Raw genomic sequence first — 24,623 nt, forward strand, 5'->3', positions numbered from 1 at the left:
TAAGTTACTTATTCTGGCACTAAAAATCACAAATTAGGTGATGAGAGTGAAGATTTGTCTGATATGATGATCAAGTAACTATTCAATAATATAAATATTATTGCCAGAGCTAGAATAAGCTGATGAATCGAAATATTAATATCGCTATTAGATATAAATAAAATTTTAACCAATAACATTAAGAAGCCAATATTATGAAAAATTATATCTATCTTTTCTTATTAAGTATCCTCTTATTAACTGGGTGTGATGATAAAAAAGACAGCCAATCATCATCCGATGCAACTCCATCGACTAATCAAAATAATGAAGTTAATACTGATACCCAAACTGATAAAACGACCAGTACAACAAACAATAATGAAGACAATACAATAAATTCTAGTAGTGAAAATAAATCACAGTTACCAACACAAGTAACCAATAGCTATCTATTTCATACCGAACCTGAGTTATTACCTAATAAGAAACTCATTAAACAGCAAACAATTCAAAGTTCGAACAAAAAGTCTATTAATTATAATGATCAAGGTTATGTTAAAGATTACGACTTGGAAGGATTATATGGCGAAATAAATTATGATACAGCTAAATACATTTATGGTATGAAAGATACCAGAAACAGTTATGACATTACCTTCGATGAATCGAAAAATATCATTGGTATGAAAAATAGTAATGATGAAATTGTTGCTATTAATGAATTTGACGAGCAAGGCCGTTTAGTTGAAACCACTTTATCTAACTTCGCTGATAATAATATTAATTTTACCAGTAAGATTATTTATGAAAATGATCTGGTCGAACAAGTCTTATATAACGCTTATGTAAAAATGGATGATAAAAAACAATTACCCGTTTTAGTAAGAGAAAAAGATGTTATTTATAATGCAGACAAACAATTAGAAAAAACGATTACTCGTACCTTCAAATTATCTGCTAAAGGTGAAGTCATCATTAATGATAAAAATGAACAAGAATTAGAATCTACTGAAACTTGTAGTTATTCTGAATATAACCAAAATAATGACTGGACCAAAGCTGTTTGTGAAACAACGGGGAATGGTTCAAGTAAAATTAATTTAACCAGAACCATTGAGTATCTATAACTTATTAAATAAAGTGAATATGATCAGTTTTCACCAAACTCATCATATTCACGACAAAGTATAATTGTATCCTCAATTAAACGCCTTGCAATCGTACCATATTCAGGTATTTTTGGTAATTGAGAATAATGGTACCAATCCGCTTCTACTAACTCATTTTTATCGATAGTAACCTCACCACTATCATAATCTGCTAAATAAGCCATCATCATAGAATTAGGAAATGGCCAAGGTTGCGAACCTACATAACGAATATTTTTAATTTTTATTTTTGACTCTTCATAGACTTCTCTGGCCACTGTTGTTTCCATAGTTTCACCAATTTCAGTAAAACCCGCTAATACAGTATATAAATTGTCTTGATTATGCCTTACATGTTTTGCCAATAAAATTTTATTTTCCTTGCGAATAGCGACAATAATGGATGGTGAAATTTGTGGATAATAACGTTGATGACAATGATCACATAGACAACACCATTCGGTTTGACTGATATACATCTCATGACCGCAGTAGCCACAATATTTATGAGACCGATAAAACTCAGACAATTGTACCGCTCTGCCAGCCATATTAAACAAAGACTGATCAGCACTATTAAGTAAAGGTCTAATCGAACCCATGGAACTACTCATTTCTTGACAAATTAACCACGCAGTTTGTCCATTCCATTCACCAATAGGCTGAGCAAGTTTATTGGTAAATCCTAATTCACTGGCACTACCGTTGGGAACTTCGCCATTAGGTAACCATAGACGACCATTTTTACTCACAAACCAGTAGCCTTTTTCGTTACCGATTAAATTATATTGTTTTTGTATATCCATAACATCAACACCAAAAAATAAATATTAAAAAGGAGGATATTACTCCTCCTTTCCATCAAACTATTTCTTTTTCTTCTCATGAAGACCTTTTTTCTCAAGTTCCCAGTAAATTATACGTTGCTGAGCAATCGTAAATAAGTTACTTACAATATAGTATAAAACTAAACCTGATGGGAACCATAAGAAGAACACCGTAAAGATTAATGGCATATATGTCATTAATTTTTGCTGTAATGGATCGGTAACCGGTGTTGGTGACATCTTCTGAATTAAGAACATGGTACCACCCATTAATAACGGTAAAATATAATATGGGTCTTGCGCTGATAAGTCATAAATCCAAAGAGCAAATGGAGCATGACGTAACTCTACTGTATTACCTAACATATAAAACAGTGATAAGAAGATCGGCATTTGAATCAACAATGGTAAACAACCGCCAAGAGGATTAACTTTTTCTTGTCGATAAAGAGCCATTGTTTCCATACTCATTTTTTGTCTATCATCACCATAACGTTCTTTTAATGCTTGTAAACGAGGTTGTAATAACTTCATTTTAGCCATTGAACGATATTGTGCTCGTGTTAGTGGGAATAAAATACCACGCACAATAAAGGTGATAACAATAATTGAAAAGCCCCAATTACCTATAAAGCTTTGAATAAATTTCAATAAATAGAACAGGGGCTGCGATAAGAACCATAACCAACCATAATCAACTATTAAATCAAGATGATTAGCGGTTTCTTTTAACTGACTTTGGATTTCAGGACCTAACCATAGTTTCGCACTAACTGATTGAGTTTTACCTGGTTGAATAACGGCTGTTTCACCTTTAAAACCAATCGTAGCTTGGGAATTTTTAGCCGTAGCACGTGAATAAAATAGGTTGTTTTGATCCTGCACCGGAATCCAAGCAGAAGCGAAATAGTGTTGCAACATAGCAACCCAACCAACATTAGTTTCAACAGATAAAGCCTTATCTTTGATATCACCAAAGCTATATTTACTATAATTAGTATCAGCACTGGAATAAGCAGTACCACGGAACGCACTTAATCCTAATCCGCCACCACCTTCGGTAACAGCATCATCTGGTAAATCAATAGTTTGTTTTAACTGACCATACATCGATACTTCTATAGGATTTTGGCTTTGGTTATCAATATCATACTGAACATCAATAGCATATTTGCCACGATGTAAAATATAATATTTAGTATAAGTTACTCCATTAACTTGATACGTTAATGGAACTTTCAACTCATCTACACCATCAGCTAAAACATATTCAGATTGAGCAGTTTGATATACTGGACGTTTACTTCCTTGAATTGCATTATCTGGACCATCTTTACCTGTTAAGCCACTTTCAGCAATATAAATAAAGTCAGGTTTAGATGTTAATAATTGGAAAGGCGTACCAGAATGAAGAGACTGCTCATATTTTAACAATTGTGCAGCTTGTACATCGCCACCATAGGTATTAACCGTTAATGACAATACATCAGATTTTATCGTGATTGTTTTACCTTGTGCGAAATCCGCTGGTGAATCTTCACCTATTTGTTGCGTCAATTGATTAGCAACTGGCGGTTTTGGTGCATGATCTTCTTCCCATGCTTTCCAAAGCAGGAAAGAGACGAAAAGTAAAGCAATGACTAAAATATTACGTTGAGATCCCATTAGTGTTTTTCTCTATCGGTTTTAGTTTTAGGAGGTACAAAATCTTCACCTCCTTCATGTAAAGGGTGACATTTTAATACACGTTTGACAGTTAGCCAACTACCTTTTATTAATCCAAAGCGTCTTAATGCAATTACAGCATATTGAGAACAAGATGGAGTAAAGCGACATTTAGGCCCTAATAAAGGACTAATAATACGCTGGTATATTTTAATGACAAAAACAAAAATATTAATAATCAAATATTTAAATGCATAAATATGCTGTTTAAATATCAATATTAATTTATTCAGTTTCTTTGTTTTTTGATGATTTGTTGACATAGTTTGTCTAATGTCTCAACTAATTGTTGATTATTCAATTGTATAACAGGCTGTTTAGCCATCAAAATAAAATCGATATTAGGAAACTGATGTTGATGGTGACGAAAATATTCTTTAGCTAATCGTTTAATTCGATTACGCTCGTGTGCTCGTTTAACCTGTTTTTTAGCTATAGCAAAACCTAATCTAGCATGAGCCAGATCATTTTTCCGTGTAACTAAAGTAAGAAAAGGCGAACCTGCACGAATAGATTCTTGAAAGACGCGATTAAAATCGAAGGGAGTTAACAAACGTAACTCCCGAGGAAAAGTGAGTTTAGTCACTCAACTTTAAATTAGCTAGCAACGGTTAAACGAACACGGCCTTTAGCGCGACGACGAGCAAGAACTTGACGACCGTTTTTAGTAGCCATACGAGCACGGAAACCGTGAGTTCTATTACGTTTTAATACTGATGGTTGAAATGTGCGTTTCATGACGATTTATATCCAAATCTAATTTATCAACAAGTTGTAGAGTATAAACTCCACAGCATTAATTAAAGAGGCCCGAATTATAGAGGCTATTTTATTTTTCGTCAATGAGATTTTGATACATAAATTGTAAGGACTGTATTAAATGAATATATCGCCCTTATTAATCATTAATCGCTATGACTCGCTTACTTTTTTCACCACCGATTTCACGAGCTAATTTTGGCACAAGATAACCCGATACATTTTTCGCAAGTTGTCTCATAATTTGCTTAGCATTGTCATCATCCACTAAAAAATGAGCAGCTCCTTGCACTTTATCCAATAAATGGATGTAATAAGGTAAAATGCCTATTGAAAATAATTTATTACTTAAACAAGCTAATACATCAGCATCATCATTAACTTTTTTCAATAACACACTTTGATTCAAAACCGTTACCTGATGTTCCTTTAAACGCTTGATAGCATTAGTAACATTATCATCAATTTCATTTGGATGATTAATATGAGTAACTAATACAATTTGTAACCTGGTTTTAGCAAATAACCGACACAGTTCGCTAGTAATACGATTAGGTATCACCACAGCTAAACGGCTATGAATACGTAACCGCTTGATATGAGGTATTTTCTCTAATTCGGTTATTAAAAAAGCCATTTCGTGATCCTTAGCCATTAACGGATCACCACCTGAAAGGATAATTTCATCCAGTTCTGGATGACTTGCAATATACTCCAATGCTGCACCAATATTTTTTTTAGTGCCTTGATTATCGTGATAAGGAAAATGTCGTCTAAAACAATATCGACAATTAATCGCACATGCAGTTTTAGTCATTAATAATGCACGATTATGATATTTATGTAGTAATCCCGGAATGGTGTTATTCTGCTCTTCTAAAGGATCTTCACTAAAACCCGCTACATTAATTAATTCTTTTTCATCACAAAGAACTTGTAACAACAATGGATCTAGACTATCACCTTTTTTCATCCGATTTATGAAAGCCATAGGAACCCTAAGCGGGAATTGCTTTCTCGCTTGCACCATAGGCAAAGAAATCGTCTCAGGATCTAAATTCAAACAACGATAAAGCTTTTTGATATCGGTAACGACATTAGCAAGTTCAAAAATCCACTCATCTTTATTTGGTTGTTCAATATTTTGCTGTATAATGTGGCTCATTTTTGTAATTCAGAATGATAGTTGGAGCTTTTATGGCATCTTTTAGTACTAATGAGTTTAAAGCCGGTCTTAAAATAATGCAAGATGGCGAACCGTGTGTAATTGTTGAAAATGAATTTTATAAACCAGGAAAAGGACAAGCAATTAACCGCGTAAAAATAAAAAAATTACTTTCAGGTAAGACTGTTGATAAAACATTCAAATCAGGTGAATCCGTTGAAGCCGCTGATGTTGTTGATATGAATTTAACCTATTTATATACTGATGGTGAATTTTGGCATTTCATGAATAACGATACATTTGAGCAACTTTCTGCTGATGCTAAAGCTGTAGGTGACAATGCTAAATGGTTAGTTGATCAAGCTGAATGTATTTTAACTTTATGGAATGGTCAACCAATTGCGGTAACGCCACCAAACTTTGTTGAACTAGAGGTTATTGAAACCGACCCAGGTCTAAAAGGTGATACTGCAGGAACTGGAGGTAAACCAGCGACACTATCAACTGGTGCTGTAGTACGTGTTCCATTATTTGTACAAATTGGTGAAGTACTTAAAGTTGATACTCGTTCTGGTGAATACGTTTCACGTGTTAAATAATATTAACGAGATATAAAAGCTATTTTTAAAAAGAGGTCAACATGACCTCTTTTTTATTTACTAAGTAAGAAAGTTAATATTTATTTTGAGGAAAGGGGTTTTTATTTCAATAATGAGGCACAGCTTTTCGACAATTACCTATCCAGCACTCAATCAAACCAGCGAATGCCAATAAACTAACAATATATAAATTAAGAATTTTAGTTTATTTAGCACCAATATAATTTAGTTGTCGCCATGATTCATAAACAACTACAGCAACAGAATTAGATAAATTCATACTGCGACTATTGGCGACCATTGGAATTCTAATTTTTCTATCTTGTGGTAGCTCATCAAGAATGCGATTTGGTAAACCTCGAGTTTCAGGGCCAAACATTAAAAAATCTGCTTGTTTATAATTAACTTCACTATGTGGTTTTTGGCCTTTTGTGGTTAAAGCATAAACTTGTGAAGCCAAATCAAGCTGATTTGCCTCTAAAAAATGATCAATATTTTTATAACGTTTTACATCAACAAATTCTTGATAATCAAGTCCTGCTCGCCTTAGTTTTTTATCGTCCCAAAAAAATCCCATTGGTTCGATAATATGTAAATTAAAACCAGTATTAGCACATAAACGAATAATATTACCCGTATTAGCCGGAATTTCAGGTTCAAACAACACAATATTTAAAGGCGCATTCAACACAATAATTTCTCTTAACAATTAATATTTTTGAAGTGGTAATACTATCACAATTTTCAGCCCACCTAACTGACTTTTCTCAGCTTTAACTGTGCCATTATCTCGAGTAATAGCATTCGCCACAATAGCTAATCCTAACCCAGTACCACCCGACTCTCGGTCTCGAGCTTCATTAGTACGATAAAATGGTCTAAAAATTTGCTCAAGCTCATTATCGGCAACGCCTGGACCATCATCATCAATAGTAATAACAACTTTTTGTTGTTGAATAGTGAAATTCACCACAATCTTTTGATTTGAATAACGAAATGCATTTCTTATCACATTTTCAAGCGCACTACATAACGCTTCTGGATAACACAAAATTGTATGGTTAGAAGGAGAATTTTGAATAGAAAATTGTTTTGTTATCTGATTGGCTTCAAAAGTCGCATTATCCAATACATTTTTAAATAATACATCTAATGGTTTAAATTCACGAACTTCATTATTATCATGTTGATTCCTTGCTAAGGACAATAAGTCACCTATCATCGAATCAAGCTTTAAAGCTTCATTATTTATCCGCAAAACCTCATTGCTTTCACCTTGCTTACGGCGCAATAACGAAGTTGCCAATTGCAATCGGGTCAATGGCGTACGTAATTCATGGGAAATATCAGAAAACAGCCGTTGCTGTAGATCTTGCAGCCGTTTCAATTCTCTGAGCATATGGTTAAAACTTGCACCTGTGGCTTTATATTCATAAGAACCAACTTTTTCAAGCTCAGGCCACTGTTGTAAATTACCATTTGCAACCTGTTCTGCGGCTAATCTTAACCCTCTAGCAGGTTTAGCAATACTCCAAGATAACCACAACAAAAATGGTGAACTGGCTAACATGGTTAATGTCAAAAGTAAGAAAGGATGATCAAAAATCAAATTAACAAATTGAGATTGAATATCTGATGCAGGCTGTAACAAAAACAGTTGATATTCATCATTAGCATAATGAATAAGGAAAGGACCGATAATTTCTTGGTTATCATAAATTTTCTTAGCTGGATCATCAACATCATGCGATTTTTCACTAAAGCTTTTTACTAAATCAATATTTTTAGTATCCGCAGTAATAATTTGCTGATTAGGTGTAACAATAAATAGGACTTGACCAGTTTTTTGATAATTATCCATTACTACGATAAATCTCATCCACCAGCGAAAACTATCTTTCGGTATCTTAGCGAGATCCTTTTCAATCTGGCTTGCAAGAACTTTACCACTCTCTTTATCTTTATTCGCCAAATAAGTTAAATTACGTGAGTCGAGTTCGGGTAATACCATTACAAGCGCAAGGAAAAAAGCGATAGTAAGTAAGAATATTGTGAAAATTCTAATTGTCAGACGATCAAAAATCCACATAGATTCTTACCATATTGAAAAAAGCTAATTTTGCAACAAATTATCATTTTGATCTACAACAAATAGATATCCTTTTGAACGCAAGGTTTTAATCCATGGTAAACCATCACTTCGAGGTGGAAGTTTTTTACGTAAATTAGAGACATGAACGTCAATTGAACGTGCTAATGGGATAAATTCTTTTCCCAACACCGTTTCACTAAGAGTATCTCTTGAAATTGTCACCCCTTTATTTTCAAGTAATTTAAGTAATACTTGAAATTCTGTGCCAGTTAATTCGATGTATTTGTCATCAAAATAAACAGATTGCTGCTTAGTATTCACCACAAGTTTATCAATAGTGTATTGTAATGGTTTTTCATTACTTTCATTACCAACTGTATCCCATCTAGCTCTACGCAATAAAGCGTTAATTCGAGCAATCAATTCTCTATCATTGAAAGGTTTAAGAATATAGTCATCAGCGCCAAGTTCAAGTCCATTGATTTTATCGAGTTCGCTATCCTTAGCTGTTAAGAAGATAACAGGAACGGTGAATTTACTTCTTAATGAAGACAAAACACTTAATCCATTCATTTCTGGCATCATAATATCAAGTAAAACCAGATCGATGGAATCATCAAACTTTTCTAACGCTTCAATACCATTATTTGCAACTTCAACGGTAAATCCTTCCAATTCTAATAATTCACATAACAACGAAGCAATTTCTAGATCATCATCAACTACAAGTAATTTGCTCATTATAATCCTCAATAAGTAATAAAATCCTTAGTTTTTATATCTATTAAATAGACGATAACTAGATTTTATATTTTAGGAAATATTATATAGATATATGAGAAAAATATCGTAAATAATTGTTAAGATTCACAGTTTAAATACTTTAACATTGTTAAAACCTTGCTCGATTAAATAAAGCGCTTGTAGTTTACTCATTACTCCTTTAGCACAATAAAGTAAATATTGCTTTGATTGATCTAAATCACCAAATTGAGTTGCCAATTTATAAAATGGTATAAGCTTAACTTCAACATTTTCGATTTCCAGTGGATGCTCCTCTTGCTCTTCTGGCGCCCGAATATCAATGATAACGTGATTATCTTCTAATGTTGTAACGGTATCAACCTGAGTAATAGTATTATTAGTTTGTTTAGCTATTTCACGAATATCAATATTTTCAGCTTCGGCAACAGCCTTATCTAAAATAGCAAAATCAAAGTTTTCCTCTTCAGCTTCTATTTTTTCTTTAACTGCTTTTACCGTTGGACTTTTCGATATGACACCACAAAATTCAGGCATAGTCTTAGCAATATCTTCAGTGCCTATCTGACGAGCTAAATTAATTATCGTTTCTTTGTCATGGGTGATAAGTGGACGTAAAATTAATGTATCACTGACATTATCGATTAAACGCAAATTAGTTAAGGTTTGACTTGATACTTGACCTAACGCTTCGCCTGTAACCAGAGCTTCAACATTATAACGCTGTGCAACTTTAGAGGCTGCACGAATCATCATTCGTTTTAAGATAACCCCCATCTGGCCATCATCAATTTTTTCTAAAATCTCGCCAACAACATCAGAAAAATCGATGGCAATAAAACGAACTTTATGAGAGCTTCCAAATCTATCCCACAAATAATGAGCCATCTGTTTCACGCCAATTTCATGGGTTTTGCCACCTAAATTAAAAAAGCAATAATGGACTCGACAGCCTCGTCTGATCAGCATATAGCTAGAAACACCAGAATCAAATCCACCAGAAATAAGAGAAATGACATCTTCTTGTGTTCCGGTTGGGAAACCACCTATTCCGGCATGCCGTTCTTTAACTAGTAGAAGTTTATCTTTATCAATTTCAAGATTAACCGTAATATCTGGACGCGTTAATTTGACTTTAGCAGTAGCAACATGTTGATTAAAACCACCACCGACATAACGTTCTACCTCAATTGAGGTAAATTCGTGTTTACCTCGTCGTTTAACTCTTACACAAAATGTTTTATTCTCAATTAAAGGCGCATAATGATTAAACGCTTTTTCATAAATATCATGTAAATCAGTAAAAGTAAGTTCTTCAACTACTAAAATATGATGGATACCTGGAATTCTTGTTAATAGTTCTAATATTTGATTTTCACTATTTTCAACTTTAGGGCGAACCTCAATAAAATCCCAATGACGAACAACTGCCACATCATTAATAGCATTCTTTAAAATATTACGAATATTACTAGTAAGAATTTTAATAAAACGTAAACGAACGGACTCACTTTTGATGGTAATTTCGGGGAAAAGTTTAACTATAAATTTCATACAACTGCATTTGCCAAGAATAAAAATGGCGACATTATACTGATTTTTCCCTTAAAAACGTACAATTGATTATGATAAATACAGAAAATAATAAAATATACTTGCTTGTTGCTCACTCTTTCGCTAATATTTCGCATCAATAAATTCTGTTCTATAACATAAAAATTGACAGGTTGAAATGTACGAACTTTTAATTATAGGTTATTTATTTATCGCACTTGCGATAATCGTTTTAGTGCTAATTCAGCGCGGTAAAGGTGCCGACATGGGCTCATCTTTTGGTGCAGGCGCTTCTGCAACTTTATTTGGTTCATCAGGAAGTGGCAATTTTCTAACTCGCACAACAACAATACTTGGTGTGTTATTTTTTGTGTTAAGCATTATTTTATCAAACCTTGGCAGCTCAAAAACCACAACTTCAAGTGATGAATTTAAAAATATTGGAGATAGTGCTCCTGCGACTACGCAACAAAATACTGAAAGCACTAGCGGTAATGGAAAAGTAATTCCAACTGCTGACCCAGTTATTCAACCACAGAATATTAATCCTACATCAGATATTCCAGAATAAAAACGGCGCCGTGGTGGTGAAATTGGTAGACACGCTATCTTGAGGGGGTAGTGCTCTAAGGGCATGCGGGTTCAAGTCCCGCCCACGGCACCAATTCAATATTCATTAACATTCTTTTAAACCCTGCAAAGCACACCAAACCCAGTAATAACAAGCCTTAAAGTCTATTTTATTGCCCATTAAGTATCAGTAAGGTACATTTACAACCAAAAATAATGGGGGTATATTTGGGGGTATAATTAAATACCCTATTATTGCGTACCCCCAAAGGTGAAAAATGGCTGTAAAAACTACTCCCTTAACTGACACACAAATAAAAGCATTAAAAGCCACTAGTAAGGATAAAAAGTATTTTGATGGTGGAGGTCTTTTTTTGTTAGTTAAACCGACAGGGGTTAAATTATGGCGATTTAAATATAAAAAGCCAATATCACATAAAGAGACATTATTATCTTTCGGTAAATACCCAGAAACATCGCTACAACAAGCGCGAAAACAACGAGATGAAGCGCGAGAATTAATAAAGCAAGGGATAGATCCACAACATCACAAAGCGGAACAAGAACAACGTAAGCAAGAAGCTTGTAATAATACCTTTTACGCTATGGCTGAGAAATGGTTCAAATTCAAAACAGAACAAGGTTTAGAAGAACAAACGCTCAAAAAGGCTTGGCGTTCATTAGAAAATCATGTTTTCCCTTATATAAAAGATATTCCAATAAACCAAGTAACAGCTATCAAAGCGATTAACGCATTACAGCCATTAAATAACAATAATAAATACGAAACAGTAAAAAGAGTTTGCCGGCGAATTAATGAAATAATGTATTATGCTGTCAATATGGGAATTATCGATAATAACCCTCTAGCCAAAATCACCGACGTATTTAATAGCCCGAAAGTAAAAAATCAGCCAACTATTCCCCCTACTGAGTTACCGCAGTTCATGCAAGCTTTAGCTATGGCAAAGATTGAATTGCAAACTAGATGCGTGATTGAATGGCAGTTATTAACATTAACACGACCAAGTGAAGCCGTAGGGGCTAAGTGGGAAGAAATTAATCTAGATAAAAAATTATGGAGTATTCCTGCCGAACGCATGAAAATGGATAGACCACACAATATACCCTTATCACCGCAAGCAATAAAAATACTTGAGATAATGAAATCTATTAATCATAAAAGTGAGTTTGTTTTCCCAACAGCAAGACCGCCTTATAACAAGCCAATGAGTAGCCAAACCGCTAACATGGCAATAAAGCGCATGGGATATAAAGATAAGCTTGTTGCGCATGGCTTAAGAGCTTTAGCTAGTACCGCTTTAAACGAACAAGGCTTTAATTATGATGTCATTGAAAGCGCATTATCGCATGTAGATAAAAACGCAGTAAGGCGAGCCTACAACAAAGCAGAATATGAACATCAAAAGCGTATTATGCTTGACTGGTGGGGTGACTTTGTCGAGCAAGCAAGCCAAGGAAATGTCTCACTATCAGGTAACCGCAATTTAAAGCTAGTTAATCATTAACCATATCGCGCTATTCATACCGTGCCCCATATTTGGGTTACGATAAAACCGTAACTCAAATTTGAGTTACTCACTTCAATAACTTTATATTAAACCACTCCTCATATCTGAGGGGTGCTTTTTCAAATGTCACCCTTTACCTATGCCAATTATTAGGTTGTTTTTATTCTTACCTCCCCATAATCTTAAACTTTTAATATAAAGTGTTCACTACTATTCACCAATCTAATATTAATTTATATATATCAATATATTATATACTTATTATATATATTTTTTGGTGTTCATTAGTATTCACTACTGTTCACTACTATACACATTATTAAAATAATCTTGATCCTGTAATTAACTAATTGAAATATAAATATATTTAGATAGCGTCATTTTTTTATTAAAATAAAATAATTATTAATCAATATTTTAAGTTAGGATGATTTTAAGGTTGATCCAGAGATATTATTAGAGGAAAAGAATAAATGCTCTATGGTGATTTCCACCATACAGGGAGATTACGGAAAAGGTAACATTAAAAAAAACTAAAAAAATCGGGTTAGCGTTAAAATGAATGAGGGTGGGCGGTTTTTAGGGCTTAAAGCTGTAGAGATTTATTACCCCCTCCTCTTGGTTGGCTTAGTGAATTTTTGGACACGTTAGAAAACAATCTAATAATTCGCCTTATTGGATTATAATAGCTTTATTATTAGTAAGTTAGGTGGCAATATGGCAGGACGAAAATCGAAGATAAAGGACACGTTAAAACTAGGGCAAGAGTATTTGCATAAACAGGGCTATATTAAAAATGGCGAAATCATTCCCTCTATGGCTGGACTGGCTTTATATGCTAACTGTTCAAGGTCGAGTTTATATAATTATGCGAGTTCAAGCTAAGAATTTAAGGACCTGCTAGAACTTATCAAAGCGCGCCAAGAAGTGGAGTTGATTAATAAAGGTTTAAAAGGTGAGTTTAACGCAAGTATTGCCAAATTGATGCTTGCTAATCATGGTTATTCTGAAAAGCAGACATTAGATCATCAATCTATGGGAAGTAGCATTATAGCCAAATCCAAACCAATACGTATAGAACTAGTATCGCCACCACCAAAAGATTTAACCACCTGACAAGCAAAGAGCATAAACTTGTTACCTGCTTAAGTTTTAGATGCTCAAATTGAGCCACTTCATATGGAATTTAAATACCTAAAAATCTATTTAATATAGGTATCCAAACAAGTATCCAGTAAAAAGGTATTTAATAAATGGATACAAATTTAATCATAAAAGGCAGTTATCTTCATAATAAAGACAACTTACAAATCCCTTTCATGGGGTTGAATTTAAAAAAACCATCAAAGAGCTTACAACTATCTTGCTACCGTGCGAGCCTGATATTTTGATGTAGCGCGACGGCTCAAATATTTATTATTATCTTTTATTAAATCTCTCATTTACCTATCCTCAAAATATTATTTTAGTCTGCCAATTTTATCATAAACACTTAACTGTATATAAATACAGTGCTATAATGTATATTACTGTATATTAAAGTATTATTTTCGCCTAAGCTGATGCCAGAACATTAGCAAACCTAACGAACTGGCGCAAATTTTTTTAGATCGTGAAAGGTGGTATATGGAACATATTTACTGTGATGATTATCCTAATGTTATGCATTGGAAAGCTGTACAAGAATTTACTATAGAGCAAGCGTCTTTATTATTGGCAGGATTAGATCCCTTCGATTTTAAAGAGGGATTAGATTCAGTAAAACAAATAAATCATTCTAGATGGAAATTAGCTCATGGTTATGCTCTATCGTTAGAAACCTCTATCAGAAGGGGAATTTTAACGCCAATTATATGTGCTAAATATGTATATAATGAATTTCTAAATGAGATGAGCGCCACAAAGATAGATCCAAATGATAGAACAGAAACAATGTCTTATCGGCACACCATAATAACAAGAAGTTCCTTAAATCAATGGGTCACTAATGAAAATGTTATCTTAGTTCTTCCATATCGAGCTAAAAAAAACCCTTCCCCTATTATTCAAGAAATCAGTATAGAAGATAATAATATAAAAAAATTACCAAATAACACACAGCACTCTTCCGAAGGATTGGAGTTAACACAAGAGATAATTGAGCAATTTTGGTCTACTTATGATACCGAAAATAAACAAACAGCTCCGACAAAAAAAGAAGTAATTGATTATTTAATTGGTAAAGGAGTATCTAAAAACTTAGCAGAAGCGGTTGATATAGTATTGCGTCCTTTCGAATTAAGAAAAGTAGGACGAAGAAAGGGGTAAGCCTATTTACTGTATTTTCTATATAAATGGATAGGAATACTTCAATTAAATAAGTTACTACTATTAAAAAATTAACCCACCTATTTTAATTATACCATAATGCTACAGTTACCTTGTTTTAATAACTTTTATAACGAGGTAACAAATGACAAATGCAATCCTATCCAGAAGAGAAGTTAAAAATTTACTTCACTTCAAATCTGACACTAGTCTTTATACGCTAGAAAAGAAAGATAAAACCTTTCCCCAAAAAATCAGAATCGGCTTGCGTCGCGTTGGGTATCGCGCTGATGAAATTTACTCTTGGCTTGAATCTCGTAGAGTAGAACGTCGAGAGGTGGCTTAATGGTGATAAAGCAAAACCCTTTATATCGCGAAATGATAAAGGGCTAACACTGGAATAATGACGCTTCCAATGATAGCCAATCTCGCGATAAGTGTCTAGCTAAAACACCAAATTAACTAATTGATTTTAAAGCAAAGCGAAAAAATTCGTTACGGTTTTCCCTTGCCTAAATTTAGCTAAAAGGGGGAATTTTCTGACACGTTAAGAGAGATGAAAAATGACAGATTTAAGTATTAAAAATAATGATATTGAATTGGAGCAATCCAAATTTGACTTAATCGCCACTAATAAAACGATTAATAATTTAAGGACACGTTAGAGGGCTAAATCATGACTACAAGCTTATATAACAACCTAGCAATACAGATGTATACCCAATCCTTAAATAATCGCCCTGTGAAGCGTTACGGTGCAATTTTCCGACACGTTAGGAAAGATTTTATTGATATCACTACGCGCGCGCGTATGCATCGGAAAACTCATTGCATGAGGTTGAATTTTAAAAAATGGTTTTGCATGTCCATAAAAAGGGAAAGCAGAATACTAATAACTAAGTTTTGTCAGTCCATAAAAAGGAAACCAAGAAAACAAATACCACCAAAAAGTGGTATTAAGCTAGTAAATTATTTCTTATTTGGTTTGGTGAGTTTTTCTCGACAAGCAGAAATAACCCAAGCTGAAAAGTTGGTGTTCTCTTTTTGGGATTGCTCATCTATTTTTTCTATTAGCTCGTGTGGAAAGCGAATTCCTTTGGTAAAAGATTTATTATTTTTGTATCCCGTTGCCATTAGTAAAAAAATCCTAATCAATTTAGTGTTCAAACACTATACATTAAAAAATTGTTTAGAAAAAGCATTGACGTGTTTATGCACTTTATTTTATAGTGTTTATGCACCAAGCGAATTTTGTGGTGCTAAAAAACAATCCCCCGAAGTGCTACCAACACTATCGAGGGATCTAACCAAACCATTAAATGAGGTAATGATTATGGCTAATAATAATGATACCCTATGCCCTAAAAATGGGCAATATGACCTATCTAACCTTTTATCCGTCTTGAATTTATATCAGGCTGATATCCAACCACATAACTTATTACACGCAAAAGCACACTTAGAGGAACTCAGACAATCAATTCTATGGGGAATCGGTGCTATTGGTAATTTGTTATTTTGGGCTTCTGAATGTGAAGAATATGAGGAACAACAATTTAAAGACGATACACGCGACATTGGTTACCTGTTAGCACAATTAAAAAACATTGTTTGCTTTGCTTCCAATCAAATTAATTTACTTGACGATAAACTTAATCATAAGGAAGTTAAAGATAATGAATAATAACAATAAAATAACCGCAATCCACCATATCATCGTTGATTCAACTATGGCGATAGTAGCAAGTCTGTTTTTAATTGAGCAGATTAACAAAAATGATAGTCAGGTATTTATTCATGAAGGCACTAAGATTGATATTAACAAAGATTTAATTGTCTTAGGTTTAGATATCAATCTTAAGCAATGCTTGATTGAGGATTTCGGAGAAAAGGATGGATTAAATCGCACTTATGGAATGTTGAAAGATATGTACACAGAAAGCGCAGATAAACCTATTTCATTAACTCCATTCGGGCAAGAATTACTTTCAACATTGTTTATTGATTTAGTCGAAGATATCAAAGCTGAATCTAACGGGACAATCCATTAAGGGGGCGGTAATGAGAATAAATGAAATTACCACCCAAGCGGTAGGTAAATGGGATTATATCTTTCAATCATTAGGTATTGAAGTGGGTAATGGCAAACATTGCTCTTGTCCTGTCTGTGGTGGTAAAGATAGATTTAGATTTGATAATAAAAATGGGCGCGGTACTTATATCTGCAATCAATGTGGTAGCGGTGACGGCTTAGAACTTATCAAAAACTATTGTCAATGCGACGCTAAAGAAGCATCGAGTAAAGTAGTGGAGTGTTTAAATCTGTCTAATAAGAATAACCAAATACGGGAAAATCTCGCATTTAGAAAAATAGAATCCGAACAATTGCATAACGATAACATACCAGATAATCCCGTATGTAAAAAGGTCGAGTATTTACTATCTAAAGCAACATTAGGACAATCTCAATACCTGACCGAGAAAGGGTTAACCTTTGATTTACCTTTGTTAGATAACGGGCGCATTTTTGTGCCCATTCTGAATCTTCATAATGAATACGCAGGTGGTCAATTTATCGAGCCTGACGGCAGTAAGCACTTAATGAAAAGCTCAAATAAAAAAGGCGCTTTTATATGGGTCAGCCCAAATTTGGGCAGACCTGACGAGGTAAAAAAAGAATTACTCACAGCTTCCGAGATTATTATTTGCGAGGGATTAGCCACAGGTATATCGATAGCGGAATTCCGCCATCGGTCACTGGTGATATCAGCTATTGATGCAGGTAATCTTATTCATGTGGCTAAAGCTGTCCGTGAGGTTAATTTTAAAGCAAATATTATCATCGCTGGTGATAATGATATAGGTAGTCATAAAAACACAGGTAAAGAAAAAGCGATAGAAGCGGCTACTGCGATTAACGGTTATTACACAATCCCTGACACTGATTATAAATGTGATTTTGATGATTATAGACAACAGTTTGGACTTCAGAAAACTTCAGTTTTATTCGATAAAAACTTATCAAAAATTAACGTTCAAACCTTAACAAATAATAACAACCAAAACTTGAAAAAAGTTGAAACCCAAAACATGAATTTATCACAAATGGCATCCAGTCAGCGCGCTGAATTGTTAAAAGAGCATTATAACCATAACCTCGCCATTAATTTAACTACCGATGAAATCTATCACTATCAAGATAACGCATGGCAACCTATAAGCGATAAACTGTTAATGCGAACGCTAGCCGATTTATTCACTCAATCAGGCGAGCCATTTAACCCTATGCGAATTAGCTCAGCGGTTGAATCGCTCAGGTTATCACTGCCTATAATGGGAACACCTCAGAAAGATTTAATCTGCTTTAAAAATGGCGTATATGAGCTAAAAAGCCAAACCTTTAGACCTCACAATAAGCAAGATTGGTTATTAGTCAGTAATGATATTGATTACTACCCTGCCAAAGAAAATGAATCTTTTGATACTCACGCGCCAAACTTCGCTAAATGGCTAAAAAGAGCATCAGGCAATCAAGATAAGGCTAAAAATATCTTAGCCGCGCTATATATGATATTGGCTAATCGTCATGACTGGCAATTATTCTTAGAGGTTACAGGCGCAGGCGGTAGCGGTAAAAGTGTTTTTGCTGAAATCGCAACTATGTTATCGGGCAAGAATAACACTGTTATAGGCACAATGGAATCACTGGAAAAGGCAAGAGATAGGGCCTTAGTAGTTGGTTACTCTCTTATCATTTTACCAGACCAACCGCGATATATTGGCAGTGGCGCAGGATTAAAAGCAATTACTGGCGGTGATGAAGTCGCAATAGACCCAAAACACAAGCAACCCTATTCTTGTAAAATCCCTGCGGTAGTCTTGGTTATCAATAACGAGGCAATGAGATTTAACGAGCGTAACGGCGGTATATCACGGCGTCGGGTTATCTTTCACTTTGGCGAGGTTATCCCTGAAAAAGAACGAGACTTAAACTTGGTTAGCAAAATAGAGCAAGAACTCCCCTCAATTGTGAGGTTGCTATTAAATGAGTTTACCAGTCCAGCAGAAGCTAAAGAAAGACTACACCAGCAACAACAATCAGACGAAGCGACGGCGATTAAACGCGAATCCGACCACTTGGTAGATTTTTGTAGTTATCTTGATGCGCTTGATTATCCCAATGGTATGTTTATTGGCAATATGGGAATAATGCCCTTTAACCCCCGAAAATATTTATACCATGCTTATATTGAATACATCCGCAATACAGGTTTAAACAATCCGCTATCACTAACGCAATTTGGCACATCGCTTAATTATGCAATGAAAGAAAACGGTAAAGACTACATGCGTAAAAGAGCAAATAAAGGGATGAGGACCAACGTAGAGCTTAATATCAATACTAGTCAAGATTGGCTACCCAAAGCTGAAGAACTAGCTCGTTGTTAATATTTGTTAACCGATGAACCGCCTAATTTGGGCGGTTTTTTGTTGTTCATTTATGTAAGATAAGATACATTTAATGGGTATTTTTTTATAAATAAAAGGTTTTAAAATTGAGCAATTTATCTCTCGATGAAATTTTATCGCTTTATAGATTTAATCAATATTATGGTTCACCATCAGAATATTTTTATTCTAGTGGCCTAATAATTGATTGGGCTGAAAAACAAGTTATGCAAGGTGATGATTCAGAAATACTATTGATTATTGCTTCTTTGGGACTTGATAAAAAAATAGATAGCGATGAGGTTATGACGTACTTAAAAAGATATCTTTCCGAAAAAAATATTTCTATACCAAGCATTAATTATAGCTGTTTAGTTTTCATGAGACTTTTTAGCCAAAAAATTATGATATGTAATAGTTTAAAAGATATTGGCGATCTTCTTCATAGTTTTGTATTTAAATATATAGAATTTGGAAACAGATATTTTCATCGAATAAAGCACTATTGGCTTTTTATCTATTATGATTACTTTGATATGTATGATGGTCTTAATTGTTATTGTGCCGAAAAACAACTTAGTGAAGCAAAACGATATACAGGAATAAAAGCCTTAGCAAAAAGATTTTATGCTTTTTTAAATAATAAAGAAATGGTGGAATATTTAGCTAAACATATATAGCTAGATCTAAATTAATCCATTATTTATCTTGTGGTGAACACCTAAAGTGTACACTTGTGAATAGTAAATATTCAAGTATACACCGCTCAAACCCTTTTATAATAAGGCTTCAAGCAAGTAGTGAACACCGTGAACACTTTTTTATAAAATTTTATTTTTATGGGGGGGGAGGTATAAAAATCTAAAACATAATTAACGGATACCGCTCACCTAGATAAATTTTTACACCGTCAAAATTCTAAAACCAATTTTTAACCTTTCAATTTGGCAAGATTAAAATACCTAATATTGGGGGTCAGTTTTTATTTTGGGGGTACAAATGGGGGTACGGCAAACAGAAGAAACAAACACAATGCTTTATGAAAAATGATTTAAACACTTGCTTTTCAAGTCCCGCCCACGCACCAATTCAATATTCATTAACATTCTTTTAAATCCTTTAAAACACATCAAAACCTACAAACATAAGGCTTAAAGCCTATTTTGTTATTCATTAAGCATCAGTAAGATACATTTACTATCAGTAATTTTTAGTTATATGATTAGGAAAAACAACCCTTAAATAATAAATAAGAAACAGTTAAATGTCTTTGCCCAAAAAATCATAAATTCAAGTGGTAATAAAATAATACTAATTTATGCTTTACCGTTTATGCTATTTGCTTTCGCCTTACTTTTATTTATAAGTTTTAATATTTCAGTCTTTAATTATGTTATAGCTACTATGAGCTATGGTTTAGGTGAAGGACTGTTTCAAAGTTCATTAATTCAGATAGCAATGGCTCAAAAAAAAGATAAACAATCCACCATTGGAAGTTTGTTAAGACTTTTTCAATATGAGGTATTACTTTTGGTATACTCTCTATCATGTTTTTTTATTTATATTTTTCTTTATTTAGAATAAAAAAATAAATACAGTCTCATTTTTAATGCTGTGGTTAACAAGGCAAATAAATTATTGTTCAAGACAAATCAACTTTTTATTTTTAATTTATCATAAGAATAACGTTATAAAACTGGTATGAATTAGTATAGCCTATCTACAATTTACTAATAATTTACATCCCATAAATGAAGTCTAAATCCTTTCAAGATACAAAATTATATTAACTACACAAAAATATTGCCTTTGCTTATAAACAATCTTATTCTTATATAATCATATATAAGATTATATAATTTTCGATATTGTTTCCTAGCTGTTGAAGACCAGATGCTATGCAAGAAGAATTCGTAGAAAAAAGAAGTGATGTTATCAAAAATTTTCTAACCCTTTATCGCAGTTTGATTAGTGGCAATAACAAGACTGACGTTTTAGATCTTTATAACAATGGGGTATGGTTTGCTGTTGAAAAAATTGGCAACAAACTATTTTTTGGACCAAGCCGTTTCGTAGGTTATAAAAACAATTCCATTGAAATCCATAAAAATAATAAGAATAAAGATGGCAGGCAGACAAATAAAATTTTATCAAAACGATTACTTTATTCAAAAATAGAGGATAATGAATTTTTAATTAATCAATTTCAAAAATTTATTAGCCCATTTATGCAAAAAGAAATAGAGAAAACAAAATTCTTTGTACCAAATAATATTGACCTTTCTGATTTTAATGCTAATAGCGCTTGTTATTTTATTTCTCCGACTCATTGTCCTAAATTCAAAAAAAAAGCATGGAATAGTTTTTTGAACAATGAGATTATGGCTATTGGTTGGAAAGATGAAGATTATTCTAATTCTACAGCTGAAGAAATAAAAAATTCTTATCCGGAAAAATCACCAGCAATTCAAGCATTTAAAAATATAAAAGATATCAAATATGGCGATATAATTTGCACTACAAACAATAATCATGGATTATGGGGTATTGGTGTTGCGCTATCTTCCTACCGATATAAAAAAAATATTCATTTTGCAGGAGAAGATGAACAAAATAACCGTTGTTTCTATTCACACTATGTAGATGTTGCTTGGCTTAGCTATGATGCGACTAAAAATGAGTATATTAAATCTTCGGACTTAAAGATTACTGAACCAGAAACTAAATGGCCGCCTTTTGGGACACTATTTAAGTCACAAACTATTCCCGGATATATATTAAATTATCTATTTAAAGAAAATATAGAAAACGTTAATGATATGAATGATTTAAAAAAATATATTGAGTTACTCAAAAATAAACAACAAATTATCCTTCAAGGTGCTCCTGGAACTGGAAAGACCTATACAGCAAAAAATATTGCTGAACAACTCATTTTTGACAAGGTCTCTTTAGATAAAAATAAGCAAGCATCTAATTTACAATCTCATAAACAATTTAAACTCATCCAATTTCATTCTGCCTATACCTATGAAGACTTTGTGCGAGGAATTGAAGTAAAAACAGAAAATGGCCAACCTCAATATATTACGAGAGATAAACTATTTATAGAAATGGCTAAAAAAGCATCGGCTGATCCTGAAAAAAAATATATTTTGATCATTGATGAAATAAACCGAGCAAATCTTCCTGCTGTATTGGGCGAATTAATTTATGCACTAGAGTATCGCGGCGAACAAGTCGAAAGTATGTATGCGGTTAATGATGATAATAGGCTAACCATTCCTCCTAATCTTTATATTATTGGCACAATGAATACTGCTGATCGCAGTGTTGGACAGATTGATTATGCTATTCGTCGTCGTTTTGCATTTATTGACATATTACCAACATCTTTACAAGCCAATTTTAAAAAGGATTTATTCATAGATATTTCTGAATTATTTATTAAAAGTTATGAAGAATATGAAAAAAATAAAATATTGAATCCATCAATATATTTGTCTGATGAATTTCGAGTTGAAGATGTTTGGTTAGGGCAAAGCTACTTTATAATAAATGGTAAAGATGAAAAGGATATAACTCAAACACGCCTTCAATATGAAATAATTCCTATTTTGAAGGAATATATAAAGGATGGCATTTTTAAAGATGTCGATGGTGTAAAAGCTAAAATTAAAGAAATCGAAAATAAATACTCGAATCAACCATGATTGAACTTTTTGAACAGTATGATGGACTTTTAAAACAAGATCACTGTATTAATGCGTGTGACAATTATATTGCTATTTTAAAGGAAAAAGACTCATACGAATACCAAGTTTTGCGAAAAGGTGAAAAACAGTCCTGCTACTCAATAAATTGCGAGAAAGAGTTATTCTATTTCAAAACGTCTTATTTTGTTGGTATCAATTGGATTGTTGAAAATAAACTCCCAATATATATACAACCAAAATTAAATAATGAATCAACGCAGATTGATTATATGCGAATGTTGTTAGATGCGATTGAAGAGCCCGAAAATCTAAAGCATCTAGATGATTTGTTATATATTTATTTTGATAAACCTCATATCCCAATAACACAAAAGCAAGATTTACTTTCTCCGTTCTTAATAGCCCTGTTTCTTAAAGTTATGAAACAAATTGTAAAAAAAGGCTTAAAAAAATCTTATTATTCTAAAATCGAAAATCTTAATGCCCGCGTAAAAGGAAAAATTCTTGTCAGTAAAAATATCAAACAGAATTTAGTTAGTGGTAAAAAAATTAACACAATCTGCCAATATCAAGAATTTGGCGTTAATTGTGATGAAAATAAAATTCTAAAAAAAGCCTATCGTTTTTCCCAACGCGTCATTCAAAAATTTGAAAACGGATTTGATAAAACACCATTATTGCAGTGGATTAATTACATTCACCCTGCTTTTGAGCAGGTATCTGATGATATTGATATAACAAAAATAAAAACCTTCAGAAGTAATCCGTTATATAAAGAGTATGATCAAGCGATCAAATTAGCATTACTGATTTTGAAACGTTACGCCTACAATATTAGTAATACCGAACAACAACGAATCATGACCCCACCTTTCTGGATTGATATGAGTAAATTGTTTGAATTATATGTTTATAAAAAACTGAGAAATATATTTACATCAAAGGAAGTAAAATATCACTATAAAGCAAAATATCAGGAATTAGATTTTATCTTAAAATTTACCAACCAAGCAGATTTCAAATTTGTAATTGATACTAAATATAAACCTAAATACCACAATCAATCAGTAATTATTGATGACATTAGACAAATAAGTGGTTATGCAAGAATTGAAAAAGTCTATAAAGAATTAAAAGTAACAGATTATCGACAAAATATAGATTGTTTAATTATATATTCTCATCAGAAGAGCGATGAAGATTTTACGATTAACCACTTTATTTTAGATGATCAAAATGAAATACCTAAGTCTAATATACAAAAACTAAAAAAAGAATCAGGCTATGTTAATATCTACAAATTAGGAATTAAGCTTCCTGAGATACTTTAATAAAAGTAGCTTTATTCTTTTACCATATTAATACTAAATAGTATTCGTTCCAAATTCTTCACAATTTTTAGCAGTTAATTCCCTAATTGCTTTTAGATAACGGTT

Annotated in this window: 25 protein-coding genes and 1 tRNA gene; 15 read left to right on the forward strand and 11 right to left on the reverse strand. The window is 33.0% G+C overall.

What is annotated here, in order from left to right:
* Positions 1-194: 194 nt before the first annotated feature.
* A complete protein-coding gene (locus tag H3T80_RS06710; RefSeq protein WP_198200886.1) occupies positions 195-1,109 on the forward strand; it encodes a hypothetical protein in 915 nt (304 codons plus the stop codon).
* Positions 1,110-1,132: 23 nt separating this feature from the next.
* Here the strand turns inward: H3T80_RS06710 and nudC are convergent, their stop codons facing one another.
* The 6 genes from nudC to epmB all read right to left on the reverse strand — a co-directional run bounded on the left by nudC (position 1,133) and on the right by epmB (position 5,606).
* Complete coding sequence (gene nudC / locus H3T80_RS06715; RefSeq protein ID WP_198200888.1) at positions 1,133-1,936, reverse strand: NAD(+) diphosphatase; 804 nt, start codon at positions 1,934-1,936, stop codon at positions 1,133-1,135.
* Between the two features lie 60 nt (positions 1,937-1,996).
* Positions 1,997-3,622, reverse strand: a complete 1,626-nt coding sequence (gene yidC / locus H3T80_RS06720; protein WP_110447162.1) for a membrane protein insertase YidC — start codon at positions 3,620-3,622, stop codon at positions 1,997-1,999.
* A complete protein-coding gene (gene yidD, locus H3T80_RS06725; protein ID WP_232350107.1) occupies positions 3,622-3,864 on the reverse strand; it encodes a membrane protein insertion efficiency factor YidD in 243 nt (80 codons plus the stop codon). The genes yidC and yidD overlap by 1 nt, the downstream gene beginning before the upstream one ends.
* A 47-nt stretch (positions 3,865-3,911) precedes the next feature.
* Positions 3,912-4,268: a ribonuclease P protein component gene (gene rnpA / locus H3T80_RS06730; protein ID WP_110447160.1), complete on the reverse strand. Its 357-nt coding sequence runs from the start codon at positions 4,266-4,268 to the stop codon at positions 3,912-3,914.
* Positions 4,269-4,279: 11 nt separating this feature from the next.
* Positions 4,280-4,420 carry a 50S ribosomal protein L34 gene (gene rpmH, locus H3T80_RS06735; RefSeq protein WP_025314679.1) on the reverse strand — a complete coding sequence of 47 codons (141 nt, stop codon included), beginning with the start codon at positions 4,418-4,420 and terminating at the stop codon, positions 4,280-4,282.
* Between the two features lie 160 nt (positions 4,421-4,580).
* Complete coding sequence (gene epmB, locus H3T80_RS06740) at positions 4,581-5,606, reverse strand: EF-P beta-lysylation protein EpmB (RefSeq protein ID WP_198200890.1); 1,026 nt, start codon at positions 5,604-5,606, stop codon at positions 4,581-4,583.
* A 32-nt stretch (positions 5,607-5,638) separates the two neighbouring features.
* On the opposite strand from epmB, the gene efp reads away from it, so the two are divergent.
* Complete coding sequence (efp, locus tag H3T80_RS06745; protein ID WP_034901106.1) at positions 5,639-6,205, forward strand: elongation factor P; 567 nt, start codon at positions 5,639-5,641, stop codon at positions 6,203-6,205.
* 205 nt (positions 6,206-6,410) lie between these two features.
* On the opposite strand, the gene trmL is transcribed toward efp, so the two are convergent.
* The 4 genes from trmL to thiI form a co-directional block, all read right to left on the reverse strand.
* Positions 6,411-6,893 (reverse strand): tRNA (uridine(34)/cytosine(34)/5-carboxymethylaminomethyluridine(34)-2'-O)-methyltransferase TrmL, encoded by a 483-nt coding sequence (gene trmL / locus H3T80_RS06750; protein ID WP_110448020.1) that lies wholly within the window; start codon positions 6,891-6,893, stop codon positions 6,411-6,413.
* A gap of 21 nt (positions 6,894-6,914) precedes the next feature.
* The gene (gene cpxA / locus H3T80_RS06755; protein WP_198201182.1) at positions 6,915-8,288 is read right to left on the reverse strand and encodes an envelope stress sensor histidine kinase CpxA; all 1,374 of its coding nucleotides are present in this window, start codon (positions 8,286-8,288) and stop codon (positions 6,915-6,917) included.
* A 30-nt stretch (positions 8,289-8,318) separates the two neighbouring features.
* On the reverse strand, positions 8,319-9,038 hold the full coding sequence (locus tag H3T80_RS06760) for a response regulator (protein WP_110447158.1): 720 nt from the start codon (positions 9,036-9,038) through the stop codon (positions 8,319-8,321).
* Positions 9,039-9,164: 126 nt separating this feature from the next.
* Positions 9,165-10,613, reverse strand: a complete 1,449-nt coding sequence (gene thiI / locus H3T80_RS06765) for a tRNA uracil 4-sulfurtransferase ThiI (RefSeq protein ID WP_198200892.1) — start codon at positions 10,611-10,613, stop codon at positions 9,165-9,167.
* Between the two features lie 178 nt (positions 10,614-10,791).
* Here thiI and secG point away from each other — a divergent pair, with 178 nt between their 5' ends.
* The 7 genes from secG (at position 10,792) to H3T80_RS06800 (ending at position 15,368) form a co-directional block, all read left to right on the forward strand.
* The gene (gene secG, locus H3T80_RS06770; protein ID WP_198200894.1) at positions 10,792-11,184 is read left to right on the forward strand and encodes a preprotein translocase subunit SecG; all 393 of its coding nucleotides are present in this window, start codon (positions 10,792-10,794) and stop codon (positions 11,182-11,184) included.
* 7 nt (positions 11,185-11,191) lie between these two features.
* Positions 11,192-11,277, forward strand: a tRNA-Leu gene (locus tag H3T80_RS06775).
* A gap of 184 nt (positions 11,278-11,461) precedes the next feature.
* Positions 11,462-12,712, forward strand: coding sequence for an integrase domain-containing protein (locus H3T80_RS06780; RefSeq protein WP_034882780.1), 1,251 nt, complete (start codon positions 11,462-11,464; stop codon positions 12,710-12,712).
* Between the two features lie 720 nt (positions 12,713-13,432).
* Positions 13,433-13,600, forward strand: a complete 168-nt coding sequence (locus H3T80_RS06785; RefSeq protein WP_198200896.1) for a hypothetical protein — start codon at positions 13,433-13,435, stop codon at positions 13,598-13,600.
* Between the two features lie 12 nt (positions 13,601-13,612).
* Entirely contained in the window at positions 13,613-13,831 is a 219-nt protein-coding gene (locus H3T80_RS06790) for a DNA-packaging protein (protein ID WP_255547868.1), read from the forward strand.
* A gap of 510 nt (positions 13,832-14,341) precedes the next feature.
* On the forward strand, positions 14,342-15,022 hold the full coding sequence (locus H3T80_RS06795; RefSeq protein ID WP_198200898.1) for a hypothetical protein: 681 nt from the start codon (positions 14,342-14,344) through the stop codon (positions 15,020-15,022).
* Positions 15,023-15,167: 145 nt separating this feature from the next.
* Entirely contained in the window at positions 15,168-15,368 is a 201-nt protein-coding gene (locus tag H3T80_RS06800) for an AlpA family transcriptional regulator (protein ID WP_198200899.1), read from the forward strand.
* A gap of 623 nt (positions 15,369-15,991) precedes the next feature.
* On the opposite strand, the gene H3T80_RS06805 is transcribed toward H3T80_RS06800, so the two are convergent.
* Positions 15,992-16,156, reverse strand: a complete 165-nt coding sequence (locus H3T80_RS06805) for a YlcI/YnfO family protein (protein WP_086361636.1) — start codon at positions 16,154-16,156, stop codon at positions 15,992-15,994.
* A gap of 67 nt (positions 16,157-16,223) precedes the next feature.
* On the opposite strand from H3T80_RS06805, the gene H3T80_RS06810 reads away from it, so the two are divergent.
* From H3T80_RS06810 to H3T80_RS06835, 6 genes are all read left to right on the forward strand, one after another.
* Positions 16,224-16,706: a hypothetical protein gene (locus H3T80_RS06810; protein ID WP_198200900.1), complete on the forward strand. Its 483-nt coding sequence runs from the start codon at positions 16,224-16,226 to the stop codon at positions 16,704-16,706.
* Complete coding sequence (locus H3T80_RS06815) at positions 16,699-17,073, forward strand: hypothetical protein (RefSeq protein WP_198200901.1); 375 nt, start codon at positions 16,699-16,701, stop codon at positions 17,071-17,073. The genes H3T80_RS06810 and H3T80_RS06815 overlap by 8 nt, the downstream gene beginning before the upstream one ends.
* Before the next feature lie 10 nt (positions 17,074-17,083).
* Positions 17,084-19,471 (forward strand): primase-helicase zinc-binding domain-containing protein, encoded by a 2,388-nt coding sequence (locus H3T80_RS06820; RefSeq protein ID WP_198200902.1) that lies wholly within the window; start codon positions 17,084-17,086, stop codon positions 19,469-19,471.
* Positions 19,472-19,578: 107 nt separating this feature from the next.
* A complete protein-coding gene (locus H3T80_RS06825; RefSeq protein WP_198200904.1) occupies positions 19,579-20,151 on the forward strand; it encodes a hypothetical protein in 573 nt (190 codons plus the stop codon).
* A gap of 1,218 nt (positions 20,152-21,369) precedes the next feature.
* Positions 21,370-23,184: an AAA family ATPase gene (locus H3T80_RS06830; RefSeq protein WP_198200906.1), complete on the forward strand. Its 1,815-nt coding sequence runs from the start codon at positions 21,370-21,372 to the stop codon at positions 23,182-23,184.
* Complete coding sequence (locus H3T80_RS06835) at positions 23,181-24,518, forward strand: hypothetical protein (RefSeq protein ID WP_198200908.1); 1,338 nt, start codon at positions 23,181-23,183, stop codon at positions 24,516-24,518. Before H3T80_RS06830 ends, H3T80_RS06835 begins: the two co-directional genes overlap by 4 nt.
* Positions 24,519-24,623: the final 105 nt, after the last annotated feature.

It is taken from the genome of Gilliamella sp. W8145, from assembly GCF_016101145.1.
Classification (GTDB): domain Bacteria; phylum Pseudomonadota; class Gammaproteobacteria; order Enterobacterales; family Orbaceae; genus Gilliamella; species Gilliamella apis_A.